14 protein-coding genes are annotated in these 18,993 nt (G+C 37.8%); 8 read left to right on the forward strand and 6 right to left on the reverse strand.

What is annotated here, in order from left to right; genetic code table 11:
- Positions 1–101: 101 nt before the first annotated feature.
- The 3 genes from RIC88_RS03010 (at position 102) to RIC88_RS03020 (ending at position 3,677) form a co-directional block, all read left to right on the forward strand.
- On the forward strand, positions 102–2,180 hold the full coding sequence (locus RIC88_RS03010; RefSeq protein WP_350215983.1) for an ATP-binding protein: 2,079 nt from the start codon (positions 102–104) through the stop codon (positions 2,178–2,180).
- Between the two features lie 127 nt (positions 2,181–2,307).
- Positions 2,308–3,153 carry a universal stress protein gene (locus RIC88_RS03015; RefSeq protein WP_350215985.1) on the forward strand — a complete coding sequence of 282 codons (846 nt, stop codon included), beginning with the start codon at positions 2,308–2,310 and terminating at the stop codon, positions 3,151–3,153.
- Between the two features lie 59 nt (positions 3,154–3,212).
- Positions 3,213–3,677, forward strand: a complete 465-nt coding sequence (locus tag RIC88_RS03020; RefSeq protein ID WP_350215986.1) for a hypothetical protein — start codon at positions 3,213–3,215, stop codon at positions 3,675–3,677.
- On the opposite strand, the gene RIC88_RS03025 is transcribed toward RIC88_RS03020, so the two are convergent.
- A complete protein-coding gene (locus tag RIC88_RS03025; RefSeq protein WP_350215987.1) occupies positions 3,674–4,417 on the reverse strand; it encodes a hypothetical protein in 744 nt (247 codons plus the stop codon). The two genes, RIC88_RS03020 and RIC88_RS03025, sit on opposite strands and share 4 nt — an antisense overlap.
- A gap of 377 nt (positions 4,418–4,794) precedes the next feature.
- On the opposite strand from RIC88_RS03025, the gene RIC88_RS03030 reads away from it, so the two are divergent.
- Positions 4,795–5,064 carry a hypothetical protein gene (locus RIC88_RS03030; RefSeq protein ID WP_350215988.1) on the forward strand — a complete coding sequence of 90 codons (270 nt, stop codon included), beginning with the start codon at positions 4,795–4,797 and terminating at the stop codon, positions 5,062–5,064.
- A gap of 10 nt (positions 5,065–5,074) precedes the next feature.
- Here the strand turns inward: RIC88_RS03030 and RIC88_RS03035 are convergent, their stop codons facing one another.
- The 4 genes from RIC88_RS03035 to RIC88_RS03050 all read right to left on the reverse strand — a co-directional run bounded on the left by RIC88_RS03035 (position 5,075) and on the right by RIC88_RS03050 (position 7,443).
- Positions 5,075–5,467 carry a DUF1987 domain-containing protein gene (locus RIC88_RS03035; protein WP_350215989.1) on the reverse strand — a complete coding sequence of 131 codons (393 nt, stop codon included), beginning with the start codon at positions 5,465–5,467 and terminating at the stop codon, positions 5,075–5,077.
- Positions 5,468–5,670: 203 nt separating this feature from the next.
- Positions 5,671–6,108, reverse strand: coding sequence for a transcriptional regulator (locus tag RIC88_RS03040; RefSeq protein WP_350215991.1), 438 nt, complete (start codon positions 6,106–6,108; stop codon positions 5,671–5,673).
- Between the two features lie 69 nt (positions 6,109–6,177).
- Positions 6,178–6,963, reverse strand: coding sequence for an MBL fold metallo-hydrolase (locus RIC88_RS03045; RefSeq protein ID WP_350215993.1), 786 nt, complete (start codon positions 6,961–6,963; stop codon positions 6,178–6,180).
- Positions 6,964–6,996: 33 nt separating this feature from the next.
- Positions 6,997–7,443, reverse strand: coding sequence for a hypothetical protein (locus RIC88_RS03050; protein ID WP_350215994.1), 447 nt, complete (start codon positions 7,441–7,443; stop codon positions 6,997–6,999).
- 473 nt (positions 7,444–7,916) lie between these two features.
- Here RIC88_RS03050 and RIC88_RS03055 point away from each other — a divergent pair, with 473 nt between their 5' ends.
- Positions 7,917–8,111 (forward strand): cold-shock protein, encoded by a 195-nt coding sequence (locus tag RIC88_RS03055; protein ID WP_089355841.1) that lies wholly within the window; start codon positions 7,917–7,919, stop codon positions 8,109–8,111.
- A 31-nt stretch (positions 8,112–8,142) separates the two neighbouring features.
- Positions 8,143–8,340 carry a cold-shock protein gene (locus RIC88_RS03060; protein WP_350215995.1) on the forward strand — a complete coding sequence of 66 codons (198 nt, stop codon included), beginning with the start codon at positions 8,143–8,145 and terminating at the stop codon, positions 8,338–8,340.
- A 119-nt stretch (positions 8,341–8,459) separates the two neighbouring features.
- Here the strand turns inward: RIC88_RS03060 and RIC88_RS03065 are convergent, their stop codons facing one another.
- Positions 8,460–11,330 (reverse strand): caspase family protein, encoded by a 2,871-nt coding sequence (locus RIC88_RS03065; protein ID WP_350215996.1) that lies wholly within the window; start codon positions 11,328–11,330, stop codon positions 8,460–8,462.
- 75 nt (positions 11,331–11,405) lie between these two features.
- Here RIC88_RS03065 and RIC88_RS03070 point away from each other — a divergent pair, with 75 nt between their 5' ends.
- Both RIC88_RS03070 and RIC88_RS03075 read left to right on the forward strand, forming a co-directional pair.
- A complete protein-coding gene (locus RIC88_RS03070) occupies positions 11,406–17,741 on the forward strand; it encodes an FG-GAP-like repeat-containing protein (protein WP_350215997.1) in 6,336 nt (2,111 codons plus the stop codon).
- On the forward strand, positions 17,738–18,676 hold the full coding sequence (locus RIC88_RS03075; protein ID WP_350215998.1) for a PorP/SprF family type IX secretion system membrane protein: 939 nt from the start codon (positions 17,738–17,740) through the stop codon (positions 18,674–18,676). Before RIC88_RS03070 ends, RIC88_RS03075 begins: the two co-directional genes overlap by 4 nt.
- The last annotated feature ends 317 nt before the right edge of the window (positions 18,677–18,993 follow it).

Consider the following 18,993-nt stretch of genomic DNA (forward strand, 5'->3'; position numbering starts at 1 on the left):
CAGGATTTTTAGATTAACTTATTGAATTAAATTACGAACGGTTGAAATCCGTATCAGAAATAAGGTCCTTGAGAAGAATATTTTTTCTTCTCGTGATAAGTATGACCACCCTAGCTGGAGCCGCCTTTCTTTATATCCTTGAGGACGCCAAAAGGGATAGGATAAATGATTTAGCTAATACAGCCAAGGTGATTGAGAGCTACTATGAGCTCAGTTTTCACCAGTGGGAGTTGAGTTTGCTTAGTTTAGGTATCCGGCTTGTCGAAATTGAAGACCCACAAGAACGACTGGATTATGCTAATCGCGCACTTGAGGTATATAAAAAGGAGCTTTTAGCTTTTGGTCTGGCTGATCCCGACGGTCAGGTAATCACATTTACAGGTAGGCTGGTGAACGATTCACTTCCAAATTTATCACTATCTGAAAGGACAAGAAGATCGTTTGAATCTTCCTTAAAAAAAGGCGGGCTTACGCTTGGAGAATGTTACTATTTTCAGAATGTTTCAGATTGGATATTGCCGATTAGAGTACCGATTAGGGATAAAAATGGTGAAATAGTGGCGGTCAATACTTCGGCCATTGATTATAGCACCATGATTGAGGAGCTGGATCGGTTTGTGGCCGGCACAAAATATAAAGTTCATCTGATCAACAATGAATTCAAAACAACTCAAATCCTTTACCCAATGGATCAGACTGACTATGATGGAGTGTTGGGTTCTGACAAACTTATATACACTAAAGTAGATACACTTGAAGTGTTGGAAGATGCATACGTCACATCAGCAATAGACCCAATTTCAGGCACAGACATAATCTGTGTTTCCATATTAATAGACAATGTTGATCATTCTTTGACTATCTCTATTGATAAATCGGTTTTAATCTATGAAGTGTTGGATAGATTTAAATTCGTATTTATTGTCTATTTACTCTTGGTTATTGCTTCAATTTTGCTTTATAGATATCTCAAACGCAATCTTGAATCTTCGATATTAACGCTGCGAAAGGAGAGAGCTAATTTTAAATCAATAATTGAAAGCACATCGGACCTTGTTGGCCTCTTTGATACTCAAAAAAGGTTGGTGGAGTTTAATCGAGCTTTCTTTTTGTCAGCCAAGTTGACTGATGATCTGACTTTGGAAAAAGGAATGAACTTACTTTCAGAGATAAGGCATCAAAGTCAAATAGATTATTTTAAAAAGGTCTTTAATAGAGCTCTTTCGGGAGAAAAATTTCAAACCGAGATTGCATATCCAGGCCCAAAAGGTGACATAATATTTAAATCCACTTACAATCCGGTTTATGATAATGATAAGGTTGTCGGGTTCACCCTGTTTGCAGAAGACATCTCAGAAATAAGGAGCTATCAAAAACAATTGGAGCTCCTGAATAAGGATTTGGAAAACAAAGTTCAAGATCGGACCAGGGAACTTAAAGAAAAAAATAGCGAATTGAAGGAGGGGTATGAAAAGCTAAAATCCACGCAACAGCAGTTAATTCGGGCAGAAAAAATGGCATCTCTCGGGATATTATCAGCTGGAATCGGCCATGAGATAAACAATCCTTTGAATTTCATTAAACATGGGGCAATTGCACTAAAGGAAAAACTACATGAAAGCAGTGATTTGGAAGGATATGATCAGTATTTCAATGCCATAGAAGAGGGGGTTAGGAGGGCCGTCCAGATTGTAAATGGGCTATCTCACTTTAGCCGGACTGGTGACACGATGGATGAGACATGCAATATTCATGAGGTACTGCAAAACAGCCTCACACTCTTAACAAATAGGTTTCGTAAAAAGAAAATTGAAATTAAAACACAATACCTTGCTCATAAATCTACAGTAAAAGGCAATGAAGGAAAGCTTCACCAGGTTTTCACCAATATTATTACCAATGCTGAGCAGGCAATTGAAGAAGAGGGGATCATTGAGATAACCACTAAAAATATTGATCAATCAGTTTGCGTTCAGGTTTCTGATTCAGGAGTAGGGATGAGTAAAAAAGAAGTTGAAAAAATGACTGATCCATTCTATACAACTAAGGATCCCGGAGAGGGAACAGGATTGGGCCTTTTCATCACACAGATGATCATTGATGAACATAAGGGCATGATGGATGTAGAATCAATAAAAGGAGAAGGAACCACTTTTACCATCACACTGAATTGTAAGTAATTTTAATCTACCTGGTACCAACCTGAACCTTATAAAAGAAGAAAAACCAGTTAACTTAGATGTCCCATCGAAAAGCTGAATAAGAAACTAGGCCTGTGGTATCAGACAATTTAAAAATCAATAATTCATGAAGAAAATACTTGTTCCTATCGATTTTTCTGAAATGGCATCCCATGCGCTCAATTTTGCTATGGAGTTTAGTGAAAAAGTTAATGGTGAGATTGTGCTTGTTCATGTGATAGAAATACCTGTGGGGCATTTGAGCTTTACTGGGGAAGTAAGTACTTCAGGAATGGAGGCCTTTTATACCGGTGAGTTTATAAAGGGAACACACAACAAACTGGATGAGTGGGCCAAACGCGTGCAGGATATGGGCCAGAAAGTGTCCGTACATATGAATTTTGGAAATGCATTCACCAATATCAGCAAATTGATTTCTGAAGAAAAAGCCGACTGGATTGTGATGGGGTCTAAAGGAGCCTCCGGTTTAAAAGAGGTTTTCATTGGGTCAAATGCTGAGCGGATGATCAGGCATGCACATTGCCCTGTTCTCATCATCAAAGGAGAAACACATCTCAAAGACATCAAGAGCATGGCATTTGCTTCAGACCTAAGCAAAGAACAAGATCTGGTCGCGAATCATGCCAAAGACATACAAGAAATGTTAAACCTGAAAATGCACCTGGTTAAAGTAAAGACGCCTTACAATTGGCTGGATGAATCCCAAGCTAAAAAGCAGCTCGAGCATTTTGCAGAAAGAAACCATCTTAAAGATTTTACCCTTCACTCAATAGAAGCTGACTATGCAGACCAGGGTGCCGTAAAGTTTGCAGAAGAGGAAGAAGCAGGAATGATCGTATTAGGAACACATGGTAAGAAAGGGATCGACCACATAATAGGAGGGTCAATTGCCGAAGATGTGGTGAACGAATCAAAGATTCCGATCCTGGTTTACAAAATCCTTGATCAATAAAGTACTATTTGACTGATTTGCTGTTTTTAGTTCATTACATCTTATTTTAGATTGTTAAAATGAAGAGGAATTTTTACATCGCAGTTATCCTGGCTGTTTTAGGGTGTAAAACGTCTAGATATGAGGGCGCCTCTATAATTACCCTTAACTTCGAAGATTGCGGGCCTGATTTAGGCTATTCGAAAATTGAGCTATCTGTCCCTAAAAAGTATACACTTAGTAAGACCGTAGATGATCATGGCTTTTGTGAATATCGCTTCACCTCCCCAAAAGGTGCTATTCTATACATTTCTTCCAATGTTTATTACGGGTCAGCCCTAAACTATGAAAACAGGTTTGGAGCGGATGTAATTACCTATTCTGGAAATCGCAGCTTAGATGATTCGATAACTAATGGAGGAATGCAAGATAATGGTCAATATTGGCTGGAATGGGTTAAGGGAAACTATGTACTTGGCTATGTCAATCAACCAGACTCTATTAATCCGCAAGATATTTTTCTGGATGTAATACTGCTAGATTAGTAACGGGCAGGTATTGGCAGAGGGTAGGTGTAAGGCATTCGATTCACGACAAGAGCCTTACTATCATTAGCTTCTAATCGTAAGGGCCTTTTTAAATCTTTTCTGATCATGTTTTCATGATATAACGCCCGAATTTCTCTGGCAGGAATGATCAATCCGTATGCCTGCATCAGTCGATCATCCATGAGACCAAAATTGGCATCAAATGCATGACCCAACTCATGGGCTAGCTTAATCTTCTTATGCTTAGGTCCCCATCTTATTTCCGCTCCACTACCAATTTGATTGAATGGTGAATAATCCACTATCTGCATATCACTTTCCAATATCTGGAAGGCGTACGCATTGTTGTTCAGTACTCCAAATCGTTCTTTTGAAATGGGCACCAGCATATAGCTTTGGATACATTTTACAATCGATATTGTGAATTTATTCTCAGAATTCTGAAGTGTTTGAATGAGATTCCGGGCATACGATGATTTTTTAAAGAGGGAGTTAAGCGCTTTCACTGTTTTATTAAGCTGCTTGCTGTACTTCCGTGGAGTCACTTCTTCGTATTCACATTTCAGTTCCTCGAACGTAAAAATCTTCCTATCCCGGTACAAAAATTCCTGGTCATTTAATTTGATCCAGAGTCCTTTTTCATTTAAACCAACGGACTTTCCTTTGTAGGATTCGGCATGTAGCTGCCGTGCCCTGGGCCCAAGCGGATTAAAGGAATCTATTTTTCTGTCTTCCATTACAGAAACAGGTTCATCTATTGGAACGAATAGTGAGCTTAACTGACCTTTGTATTGGGCAAATGAGTTGAACGTTATGCAAAACACAACTACCGGAAAATATTTACAAAGATGAGTGTGAGCCATTACATCAATAGTCCAGGTTAATTGAGTTAGATGTATCGTACGTGTAAAGTGGGAATGAAGTCTCTTCAGATAGGATAAAATATGGCCTATTTGTAAAAAAGAAGATGATAATTGGCTGTTTGAAATATTCACCGATCAAAATGTGGTGTTCATCAAAATACCCGATTTATGGTATTTCAAATAGCGGATCAATACACTATCTTCCTATAGCATTAAGAACAATTTGAACAATATCACTAACTCACACATTTATGAATGCTCAACAGGTTATTACCAAACTACTGGTTCAGATGATTCTCCAGGAAGCGCTTAAAAACAGAGAAGAGACAAAGATTTTTATGCCTTCTTCTTTTGCCCATCGTTTGGAAAAAGATTTAGGTATTAAAACTTATAAGGATATTCAGTTTGGCGGCTATCGTGTAGTGTGTGGGCCTTTTCATGAGATCGCGGCTTACAACAAGGTCAGGAATGTTCAGTTAGTGATGAACACAATGGGAGAGATATTAGAATGTCCGAAGTGATAAGAGCCTGTCAGGCAGTTTTTTGCTCGTCAGGATGATACTCAATGAATCTGAATGGAAGATCCAGTAGGTCACTGTAATCTTCTCCAGCTTCTAGCATGTCTTCATCATCTTCATCATAATACCAACGCACCATCACTTCCTTTCCTTTTTTCTCAAGAATTTTTATTTCTTTCAGTATGTCATAAATACATTTAGAACTACTGGTATTGAAGTACTCCATCTTAATCCGAACGTCCACCCTGGGAACATTCATTTTATTGGACAATGCATCTAATATCGGTTCGTAGAACTGAACGGAATTCTCAGGACTTGATCTGCCATACATTCTAAATATGCCTCTTGAAGGGTCAAGAATTACGGCGGGGGTTATTCGGGTGGGATGAATTTTGATTGGCTCCATTGGTGACATTCTCTAACAGCTTTAAAAAGACTAAAAATTCCTTAAAGTATTTAATTTTTTAGTTGGATAAGGGAATTTGATCGTTTAGTTATCCTTCTATTATGATAAATGATTTGTCACTGAATTCCTAGTTAGCCAGGATAGAATATAGATTTGCCTGATAAGGAAAATAGTAGGTCAGAGAGGTGTCGGTTTCTAACCCATTAATAATCAATAAACTGATCAGTAATATCCTTGTAAGTACAAAAGACGTGAGCGATCGTACTGTTCGAATTTAGAATTGGGTGTGTATTTACCTCCAACCACACCTTATCATTTAGCAATGGTCTGGATACCCCCATAATCACTCCCAACTTTGGCTTGTAGTTAGTAATGACTTCTATTATCGGAAAATCATAAATTTCAAACTTACTTCCATCTGCATGTGTTACTTTCCAATAGGGATCCATTGCGGTGTTGCCCATAAATTGCTCCTTTGAGAGTCCTAACAAATTGTATGCAGCAGAATTACAGGCAATTGGTGAGGCATTTGAATTATATACACCCACACCAATATCAAGTGGCTCTACAAATCCCTGATAACTTTCCTCATCTTCGAGGTATGCATCATTTAATTTATCAATATCTAGATGAGCGTCCATGATCAGCTAATGATTATTAAAGGTATAGATATCCTTAGGAATACTGATAATCAAAAATTGAAAGTATTTCTACTTCTGCTTCATGCTAATGCTGAAAGCTTCACCAGGAAATGTCCCATATCTAAATTGAACCATAGAAAATCTATCCTTAATGCTATCTGTAAAGCTTTGGTAGAGTTGTATTTTGTCCACACATCTGACATGCATAGGGAAGAAGAATCGGGGTTTTAGCTTATTAAGAGTGTAAACAACCCCTTCGGTTAAATCAGTAGTTACATCCCCGCATGTACCTCTGGAAATAGGCATAAACGCCAAGTCAATTTTAGTATCATACTCTGCGACTTTATCAACCTCGGATCGGAATTGCATTTTATACTCACTTGCCCATTGGGCATGATCTCCACTATGAAAAATAACAACATCATCAACAGTAATTAGAAACCCAGACCCCAGATCGGTCGCTGGGATTGATCTTATTATTTTTAAAGACCCGACAGTGACATTTTGGCTGTCAGGAGGTGCTGAAATATATGAATCAAGTTCAGAATTATAGTCCCACCCGTATACATATTGAACTCGATCCAGATCTTTCCATTGATATATTTCGTTTGAGTAATGATCCTTATGTTCGTGACTGATGATAAATAATACATGCTTATTTGCACCCTCAATCATCTGGCTCAATAAGCTACTGACAGCCTCTTTGTTTTCCTGATTAAGCTCGTCAGGAAAGTAATCGAATATCAGTAGGTGGTTATCAGTCTCTACCATCCATCCACTATGGTGTAGGTACCAAACATTTAATGATCTCTGGTCTGGAGGAATAAGTGTAAGAAAGAGCGCAAAGAAAAGCATAAAGGAGAGCCCCCTTACTCAAATGAAGCAATGTTAATCAAGATCTAAATGGTGAATGTGTTCATCAATAAGATCAATTCTCTGGGTGATACTGCCTACATATTTTACGAGTTCCTTTTCAAGCTTCTCCACATCCTTGGCATACGAACCACCTTCGTTACGTTTTTCCTCAATTTCAGCAAATTTTTCACATTCTTCAGAGAGAAATGCTTTGAAGTTTGCCGTGGTATATTCCGCTTCCAACTCTATGATATCTTTTAGTGTAGCTTCAGCTTCTTTGTCTTTAGTATCAGCGTACTTCCTTGTCACTATGCCGTACAGCAATGTATCATAATGATGAATGTCATCAAGTAGGTCAATTGTTTCATTACGGTATTTATCAGCCGTGCAGTAATATTTCATTCCCATGTAGGTTTCCAGGTCTGACGCACGCTTATCCCATTTGATGGTGAGGGCATCTACAATTTTGACTATGTCCACATCTTGGGCGGATGAGCAAAAAATGCATAAAAGGAGTAAAGAGGACGTAAAAAATTTCATAAAAATTGACGATTTGGTTATTTATGAAATTACATCAAATAGTGTACAATCGAAGACTTTTGGTCGCTTGAATGAACAGATTTGCCGAAATATTCATTGAAGCGATACGACTAGTACTGTAGGCTGGCTTTAAATTATTTTATATTCAATAAAAGAACTATATTTGCACTGCTCAATCAAAGAATTGAGCCAATAATTTAGTAAGTACGCTGTTCCTAACAGTAGGTAGTATCCGTTTAAGTAGTATTTTCCTTTAAGAATTTCCTCCCAACGTATCCACTCAAATTGATAAGACGCAGGTCCTAATCGATCGTTTTTTCTTCATTATTGCGATGGATACCAATATTTTGATTTTGACAGAAAGAGGTAACTATCAACCAGGATAGAATACATTAACAATACAATAAACAATAATGCAAGAAGGAAAAGTAAAGTTTTTCAACAGTGAAAAGGGGTTTGGATTCATCACCCCAAGTAATAACGGTAAGGACATCTTTGTTCATACCAGCGGCCTTATCCATGAGATCATGGAAAATGATATGGTTGCTTTTGAAGTAGAAGAAGGAAAAAAAGGCTTAAACGCCGTGAATGTAGAGCGAATAGATTAAGCACTACTCAATAACAATAAATAATAATACAATGCAAGAAGGAACTGTTAAGTTTTTCAACAACGAAAAAGGATTTGGATTCATCAAACCAGATAATTCAAACGAAGACATATTTGTACACGTAAATGGTCTGATTGACGAAATCAGAGAAAATGACAAAGTACAATTCGAAACCGAAAGAGGTAAGAAAGGAATGAATGCGATCAACGTAGAGTTGGTTAATGATTAATATTTAATCATTGCACACTTTGTGCGAATAAAGAAAGGTGATTTTGCATGGCAAGGTTACCTTTTTTTATTGCCGGATTTGATATGATCAACGTTAAAAACATAGCTTGTTTGAAATGATCAATTTTGTCTTACGCTTATTGGAAAATCCTGACCGGTACTAAAACCAGTTGGAAACTGTGCGGATCCACCATATTTTTTTGAGAGTTCAGGGATGTGATCTTCCAGGTATGCTTTAAGTTCATTCACAGTTATTTTCCCATCTTTGTTACCACCATCTGCATCACCATTCAGACCCTGCAATAGGGCATACGTGAAGACTCCATGTCCTAACTCATCAAACTCAGTAGCAAATTGCTGAGTACCACTTGCGGAGAGTAAAACCGTGCCAGAGCTTCGTGCCAATTGGACAATAGCTTTTTCTTGAGGGCTGGCTCTCATGGCAAAAAGTTCTACAGCTCCACCAGAATGGCAAGCGTCTAAAAGAATAAGCTGCTTCTGTGCACTCACTTCTGATAACATTTTTTTAAGTTCCTGTGCAGATATTGCCTGCTTTTTAAGCATATCATTATTTCCATAAAGCTGAGTGACATCATATGGTACCAAGTAGTAATCATTGAATTCGCTTTCCAGGTCAACTGTTCCATGACCTGCGTAATAAAATATGAATAAATCCTGAGGTTTTGCTTTAGCTATCACTTCTTGAAACTTCGCAATCACATTAGCTTTGGTGACCTCCTCATTGTACATTGAATACGCATAAACCTTCTCAAAAATATTACCCGATTGATCCTGAACTTTCTCAAGGAAAGCTTTAGCATCAGGTTCAGCATAATTGAGGTTGTATGAGGTGTTTTTGTATTTATTCACACCAATATTGAAGACATGCAAATCGCCAGTAGCAATTGCACTACCAGTATAGTTCACTGAAAGTTGATCTGGGCGGGATTCAATTCCCTGAAAATTGATTGCTATTACTGAAAACTTATTGATGCCGGGGAGAAGACTTGCTTCATATTCCAAATTCAATGTTCTTTCATCGGAAGATACTTGATGACTTTTAATTAATTTTTGATTTTGATAGACTGCTACTTCTTTGATCCCAGAACCACCATCGATTGCTTTTACAGGAAGGGTGATTTTTGCGGCATCCGATTGATACACTTCGCCATTAGAAATCAAGTAAAAACTCCGATTATTTTCATCTATTGAAAAAGGGTGCTCGAGGAGTGCCACCGCAGGCCTCTGAATGTTATTTATTGAAAAAATGCGATCTCCTTGAGCTTTCAATATATTTTCCACTGATATTCCTTGTTCCAGGGAGAGCTGTACTTCCTCAGGACGAAAGAGTATTGAAAAGAATTGGCTTCCATTAAAGAAGGTTTGAAAATCATTAGATGAAGGCTTGAGCCAACCAAAATGATCAGCACCCTGACCCGCAGAAGCGAAATAACCATCTGCACTCCATAGCACCCATTCATTATCATCTTTTATATACAGACTAGCAAAGGGTCCATCTTCATACTTTTCTTTTAACCAGAAATGAATGACCTCATCTTCACCACCTGTAATCCAGTACTTTTCATTTGATGTAATTGATCGAACGCCACCTGTGTGACCTATAAGAGAGCCCACATACCCACCATTTTTATCGTAGTGGCTAAGCGTAAAATCACTACCAACAAGAATGCTTTCATCAGCAGTTGAGTAATAGCTTAAAATGCGGCCATCGATATCCTTATCATTCTTAATATTTATTGACCCTTTCTTTAATAAATAGGGGGTGAGTTGTTTTATGCTTCCATTATTATTTTTTGAAATCACATTATCAGGATTGGGTGTAATTACCAAATCTGTTAGATCAAAACTATACTGATATTGTTGTCGGTTAGATGTTTGATTAATGAGTAGTTTGTTATCAACAAGTTCTAAATTGTGTACAGCCGCACTTCCATTGCCTATTTTTCCACTCAATGTTCCATTGATAGGATTCCAAATCAATATTTCATTTTCGAGACCCCCAGCTGAAGCTACCAGGTAATTATTGTTTTCAACCTTTAGAAACACAGCATCATAAACGGTATTGCTGTGACCGTTAAATTCTGCGATGGGAATGCCTTCAGGAAGTGTATAACTTCTGCCCATACCGCTAACCTTTGTCATCGCTATTACCATTTCAGAATCATCTGAGATGGCTAGACTCGTAATCTCATGACCAAGTCCGCTTATTTTTTTTAGTACCTTTCCTTCCGGACTAAATATGATGACATAGCCATCTTGTCCACCTGAAATCAAGTACCTCCCATTGGATGAAAATGAAACCCTATTAACCCCAAGGAAATGGCCGGATATTGTTTTATTGCTTTTTAGTTTTTTGCTTGTGAGGTCATATTCAATAATTTCAATAAGCTTTGTATCTGTTGCCACAGCTATCATATTTTGCGATGGATGAAATGAGATTTCATTAATCTTGTCTGAGAGATTTATGGTATTGATTTCTGTTGGGGAGAGAATATCTGAAACATCCCACAAAACTAATTTTCCAGATTCGTCTCCACTCATAAGCAGTGGATCGGTAGGATGAAAGTCTATCGCAACAATATTATTTTGGTGAACATTTAAGGTTTTGGTTATTGATTTATTGCTATTGTTTATGATAGTTACAGGTGCATAATCTTTTAATGGGTTATAGGCAGATCCCACTGCAACCAGATTTAAATTTTCATTAATTGCAATGGCATAATTGGAGCCAGATACCTCAATGATATCAGGTAGGTATTTTTTTTCTTTAAGCGACATTTCTTCGATATTCCACCATCTCAGGCTTTTATCTTCACTGACACTCACTAGCTCGTTAGTGCCGTATATAAAACCCAGATCTCTGATTTTACCTGTGTGACCGGTAGAACTTAAGAGGATTGATGTTTCATTTTGCGCAATGGCAAAATAGCAAAATAATATGGCGGTAAAGCAAAGTATATATCTCTTCATCTTTGGTGGTTTGTCGAATTGTCGAATGAAAAGTTAGAAAATATTCTTAATATTATAGTTTTAACCGCCAAGCCATTGAAACTTACAAGATCCTGCCTGATACTATTTTTTGTACTTTCAATTCAATTTTCGTACGCTCAATTCACTGATATAACCACTGCAGAAATCCCACAAGTAGCTGGTGATGTAGCTTTCATAGACTTTGACTCTGATGGGGACCTAGATCTACTTGTTACAGGTTTTGATAATAATGAACCTGTTTGTCGAATTAGTGTCAATGATGGAGCTGGGAATTTTAAGCCAGCCTTCAACCTTGGATTGGAAGGCTTATCTTCCATACCATCACTCGCAGTTGGTGACTACAACTCAGATGCCCTGGTGGATTTTGCAGTAACGGGACTAACCAAAGATTTAGATGCGAGTGGTAATAGAAAAATTAAGCTAATCATTTATAAGAACACAGGTGAAGGTTTCGTGGCAGTGAACGATGAAAATATTGGTATGGACCGAGGGAACCTGGAGTTTGGTGACTATGATAACGACGGTGATCTTGATTTACTTGGGATGGGAGTTGCCAGTTATGAAGAAGGGCTGGTGCAAACAAGATTGTTCAGAAATGATGGTAATGATGTCTTTACACCTATTGAATTCACAGATAACCTTTATAATGGAGATGCCAAATTTGTAGATGTAGATATAGATGGAGACTTAGATATTTCCATTTTTGGCCAAACTGCCTTTGGTGAATTAGTGGCCAAACTCTTGATAAATGATGACGGTGTGTTTCATGAAGCATATGAATTCACAACTTTGTTCTTGCCCGCCACAGAATGGGGTGATTTTGATAATGATGGTGATCAAGATTTACTAGCCTCTGGATATGATTTTGATGCTGAGTCTGATGGAGTTTATATCTATGAGAATAACTTTAATAGTTCCGGAGATTTTAACCTGATTGATACAATAGGAAACTCATATTGGGGAGACATTGAAGCAGCTGATTTTAACAATGATAACTTATTAGATTTTGTTATTACAGGGCTTAATGAAGCCGCAGGCGATGAGCCAGAAGCAATGGTTTATCAAAACACTGGTGATTTCACTTTTAATGTAGCAGAATTGTTACCTAAGGTACGCTTTGCTGCGGCCTGGGGAGATATTGACGGAGATAACAATGTGGATTTGGCTGTGTGCGGATCGCTGGACAATGACTATTACTCAACAAGAATACTTCGTAATGATGGCGGGTACCCATCCTTTACACCTGCAGTTCCTGCATCACTTACATCTGAGGTTGACAATAATGATGTAACGCTTATGTGGAGCTACCCAAATGACACGTCACATGCATACAACATTTCGCTTATTGGGCCCACGGGATATGTTATTCAACCATCCGTCAATTTTACTGATAACACCTCCCAAGTGAGTTGGCCGGGATTTAAAAGCGACACGATTGTGAAGGTGAAGCAACTTCCTGCTGGCGAGTACTTTTGGTCTGTTCAGGCCTTTAAAGCAAATGGGCAATTATCGGACTTTAGTACTGAAAAAACCTTCGAGATTGTTTCGGAGCTTCCTGTAAAGCTAAGTCCATATGAAATTTCAGTTTTATCCATTGAGGACGAGAATATTAGGTTTAAGAAAGACGTTGCTGTCGGTGATTTTAATAATGACCGAGATCCCGACTTATTAGTTATCAGTGATTTACGAAATGCCAATGGGTTAAATAATGAACGGGCATTTGTATTTAGAGATGGAAAATATGAAGAAACATCTTATACTGAGGATCGGGCTTTACTTATCTCAAAAATTGTTGAAACATCCAACGATGAGCTCTTGGATATTGTGAATGAGCAAGGTGTTTATATTAATGACGATGGACAGAATTTCTTTGAGCAAGAAGTAGATGTTTCTTATGAGTTCTTACTAGGAATGGATGTTTTCGATTTTAACCTCGACGGGATTAATGACCTTTTTCCAATGGGGCAGGATCAATACTTTCAGGGTGTTATCAGAAATGAAATATCCGAACCGAAAGACTATCTAACCCATACTAAAGGATCTTCCTTCTTTTCAGAATATGTTGCGTTTGGAGATTTGAATATGGATGGTATTAATGATATGTATCATTTGCTAAATGGCGATTTATTATATCAAAGACAAGAAGAAAATTTTAATCCCGTTAGTACAGGATTCCAAATACCTGAATTAGCACCTGATGTTTTTAGAGAATCTTATGAACATTTATTGACCGACTTTAACAATGATGGTGATGTGGACATGATTCTACTCAGCAGGGTTTATGCACCCATTGATATCGAGCAAGGGGTATACACTTTAGATCTTTTGGTTGAATATTTTGAGAATGAAAATAATCAATTTGAAAAAGTATCAGAAGCCATTCTCTCTTCGCCATTTGTCGATGATAATTCAGGTTATCATGTGAGTGATTTTTATATGGAACTGGGTGATGTGGATCACGATAACTTCACTGACGTCATAGCAGGATATCGAATTCTGCTATTCGGTGAAGAGGCCTTTAAACAATCATATCTGATTAAAAATGATTCCGCAAACGCTTTGGAAATCATTCAACAGTTTGAATCAAGTGTTATCCGCTTTGCAGATTTGGATCAAGATCTGGATCTTGATTTGGTTGCAATTAATGGAAATGCTAAATACCTAAATACAAGTAATCCTGCTACAGATGTGAGTTCACCATATAATGAGAGCTCATTTATGCAATCTGACACACTCATATTGACCTGGGATTATGACTTACCTTTTGACTCTTATAATGTCGAGGTATTGTATGCCCCCCTTTATGATTCTTTGAATCAGTCGACATTAATACACCCTATGGCTTTTGATGATGGTTTCAGAAAAGTTTGGAGGTCTGGAAATTCAGCAACTTCAAATATTCACCAATTATCTAACCTAAAAGAAGGATATTATGTCTGGCGGGTGCAGGCAATCAATAAAGCCCTGGCAGGTAGTGAATTTTCAGAATGGAACGCTTATAAGCATGAAAAATATACTTATGATTTCGTTATAAACTCCAATGATTACATAGAACTCAGCAACATCTTAGGAGCAGATCTTGATAATGACAATGACATGGATTTATTGCAGGTTGTGGATGGGCAACTAAGTCTGTTAAATAACATAAATGGGTCGCTTAACTTAGAGTCTTCTGTACTAGAAGTAGATGGGAGTATCAGCTTTATAATCGGTTTGTCTGATATTAATCATGATGGACACTTAGATATCATCTATCAAGATTTTTCCGCAACAGAGAATCAACAACGAATAGCGCTATGGGAAAGTGAAAACTCCTATAAGTACGACTTGATATACTCGAATGGAATTCAAAATGTTTCAACACGTTTTCTGGTTGACATTGACAGAGATGGAGACATTGATTTAGTTGATGACGCTTTTGGAGAATCAGGTATAATGATTATGACACATCACAACGATGGAGAAAAATTTGTCAAATATGATTCCATTCCCATTGAAGGATTTTTAAGAAAAGTTGGTGATTACAATAATGATGGTTGGTTGGATGCTTTTGCCTTTGATGACATTAATGATGCCTATATAATTTATTATGGGAGTAAAGATGGATTTGATCCAGATAATTTCTCAAAAACGAGTCTTAGATCCGGAACGATTCCAGTGGATGAGTTCATTGATTATAACAATGATGAGTATATCGATATGGTTGGAGAGGGGTACATATCTATAAACGATGAAGGATCACTAACTGAACCATTTTATATTAGTCAACAGGGTGGGTCTTTATCAATCATCGATTTGAATGTTGATGGTAGGTCAGATTTAATTAATCCTGAGGGTAATTACTTTCCACAATCTCCCAATGGAGAATACTACAATTCGGGTCATCTGGGCAGGTTAGAGTATTACAGTGCGTGGAGTGTCTATTATGATATTGATGGAGATGGTAAAATCAATCATTTGCTTTCAGGAAATGGAGGATTTAACGGAGATGATTCATGGTTTATGGCAGATATTGAAGAAATCGATGGTCAAATCAATACCGCACCTTCTGCTCCAAGCAATCTTTTTTCAATCGTTGAGTTTGATGAAGCAACAATTTATTGGGATAAGGCATTTGATGCCGAAACACATGAAAATGGTTTATTCTATAATGTTTATGTACGCTCTGAAAGTGATACCATTGTTTATCCGTATTCCCATCCGGATGGATCGCGAAAGCTGATTGATCAGGGAAATGCTGGTCATGTAGAACAGTTTATCATTACCAATCTTGAAAACGGTACTTATTACTGGGCTGTACAAACAATCGATAATAGCTATGCTACAAGCCCATTTAGTGAGGAGCTCAGTTTTGAGGTCGAAACTTTTGAACGAAAGACAAACCCATTTGATGGAATCTTTATGGATGCCCAGAGTGGGGCAGATTTCGATTCAAATGGCCAATATGACATGTTGGTAAAAGAGGCTAACGGTTACGCCCTTTATAATCAGAGTGCGGATGAGTTTGTTCGGAATGCATATGATTTTACAAGTGTGACATATGCCGGGTGGGAAGACTTGAATAATGACGGATCAATGGATATTCTATTAGCTACTCCTTCCACAGTTGAGGTGATTTATGATTTCAATACTACGGAAAGCAGCAGAGAAATATTGATTACAGGCATCAATGCGAGTAGGGTAGAAGCAGTAGATATGGGATTAGATGGTGTCAAAGAATTAATCATAGCAGAACCATCAACATTCATCGTCTGGATGTATGAAACTGTAAATGGTGCATATGACTACTTTGATGCATATCCGGGATTAGATTTCAAATTAATGGATGCAAATAATGATGGAAAACACGATGTATTTATATCCGAGGATACTCAGATCAATATTTATGAAAATTTATGTGTCGGGAATGATAATGCAGTTCTTTATAATCGGTCTTTGTTAGAAACGTCCTTTTCGCAAGCGCATCTCGGTGATATTAATGCAGATGGAAACATGGATTTCATGGCACTAAATTTAGATACCCAGGCAACTTTGTATGTAAATAGGTCCAATTTCATTTTCGATGTTTTTCCACTAGCCATAGGTGCAACCAGCACAGATATGGGAGACTTGGATAGCGATGGTGATTTGGATATTATGATAAGTTATCCAGACTATACAGAGATTTTAATAAACAATGATCTTCAATTTGATGACTTCCCGATCCAGTATGAAGGCATAAGTTTTGGAGCTGTCCATTGGATCGATGTGAATGGAGATACCAATTTAGAAATTGTAATTAGTGGTTTGGATGCGGTGGGTGATACGGTTTCTTACATTCATTATAATAACCTGCCGTACCCCAATGAGTTTCCTACAATTCCACAAAACCTGGCCAATACGGTTACAAATGATCAGGTTAAATTGACGTGGGATCGTGCACTGGATACAGAAACTGCTCGAGATGGATTGTACTACACTTTCTCTTTGATAAAAGATGGTCAGGACTTAATCCCACTCGGAACTAGAATTGATGAAGTTATTTCAACCACCGAAGTTGTACTTGATTCTTTAGCGGACGGAAGTTACGAATGGTCAGTGCAATCGTTTGATAGTCAACTGGCTACAATGGGCCCTTCACAGTCAGCATCTTTTGAAATAAATGTAGATCCAAAAATTGAGCAACAAATTTTCGAAATTTGTCAGGGTGAATCATCAACCCACCTTGTAAGCCCAAGTCGTTTTGCAGGGAATTATGAATGGACTGTTTCAGGAGGAGAACTTGTTGCAGATAATGATGAAGTAACTATTACATGGACGGAATCAGGGTCTCACTGGTTATGGGTTACAAATACAATATATGATAGGACGGATAGCATTGAAATGAATGTTCTCAGTAGCCCTGAAGCATCCTTTTTTATGGATGAAAACCCAGGAACTGGCGCTTTGATTCAATTTTATGATAGCTCATCAAAATCTGTGACCACATGGAATTGGGATTTTGGAGATGGCAATACCTCTTCAGAGTCAAATCCTACAAATATCTTTTCCCAGGCTGGTGCTTTTGAGGTGAGGCTTACTGTTTCCAATGATAATGGTTGCACAGATAGCATAGTAAAGGATATTGTTGTTACAACCAATGTTCCTGTCAAAATCGCCAATGTCATTACTCCAAACAACGATGGAATGAATGATTACCTCTACATCGAAAATATTGAGAGGTATCCGGAAAATAGTGTTAAGATTTACTCAGCGGCTGGGGAATTAATTTTTAGCAGAAAAGGGTATGCCAATGACTGGTTTGCAACCTATGGAGGTAAAACGCTTTCCGCAGGCACCTACCTATGTGTGTTAAAGGTAGATGAGCAATCAACTGTAATTAAGCAGCCAATAACCATCATAACCAGATGAAAAAGCTATTATTATACATCCATCTAATAGGCATATTTATTTATTCTACTAAAGCTCAGCAAATACCTAATTTTCAGCAAGTTATGACAGATGGATTTAGCTTAAATCCAGCATTTACCGGATTTTCAGGTGGTTCCGTTTCATTTACCTACAGGCAAGCCTGGACGGGACTAGAAAGCAGTCAATCAATGTCATATTTATCAGGTCATACCTTATTGAGGGGTGATCGCTTTGGCGTTGGTGGTAATGTCTACTATGAGCAGTTTGATGTTTTTAAGAATTACAGAGCCGTGACTTCAGGTGCCTATCATATGAGTTTGAATGAATCATTCCGTATTTCATTCGGACTTATGGCTGAATGGTTTCAGGTTCGCTTGGACAGGGAGAATATTTTCGTCCAAAACATGAACGATCCTTTATTGAATTCAGAATCGGATAATAGTTGGGATGTCAGCTCTGGGTTTATTGTGGCACATCAATACGGGGACATAGGTGTTGCATATCATCATTTAAACAGCACTTGGGGTAATAAAAGTAGTAGGCTAGAAGGGGTTTTAACTGCAACACTCAATGGCCGTGTACCTGTCAGATATGGATATGACCTGGTAGAACCAAGATTAATTTATCAGCGATTTGGCGATGGAAGAGATATACTTTCTGCTGCAATTTTTTATTCTTATGAGAATCAGGTGGTTAGTGGGCTTACCTATCGATCAGGGTCCATTGCAGGAGCGTCAATTGGATTTAGAGTGGATAATAGGTATCTCATTGGCTATTCAATAGAGCGTGTATTTGGTAATGAAGGAAACGATTTGGGATCAGCACATGAAATAACATTTCGTTATGATTTAAATAAGCAGTATTACCAAAGAGTTAACCCTGCTGAAAACACACCTTTGAATAGTACCACCTTTAAGAAAAAACGTATTGAATAATTAAACAAAAGTTTGTTCCAAAGACGAATCAGTTTCCAGCTAATATTTGACTCCTCTCATATATCTATGGGTTAACTCAGGTATTATGATAAATTCTCAGAGCCCCTAATAGGTGACTCTGAGGGGATATAGTATTTATCCTTGCGGAAATTATCATGTTAAAACTTCCCCTCTTGAATTGGAATGGGGACTAATACTTGAGATAGGTCATTCCTAGCCGCGGGGTAAGTTCACCCCATTCCTTTCTTTAAAATACATCTCTTGAAATAATTATAGAAGACTAAACTAAAGGCCGTGGTGGCCCTTCATTTTTGGTT

It is taken from the genome of Ekhidna sp., assembly GCF_040220215.1.
GTDB lineage: Bacteria > Bacteroidota > Bacteroidia > Cytophagales > Cyclobacteriaceae > Ekhidna.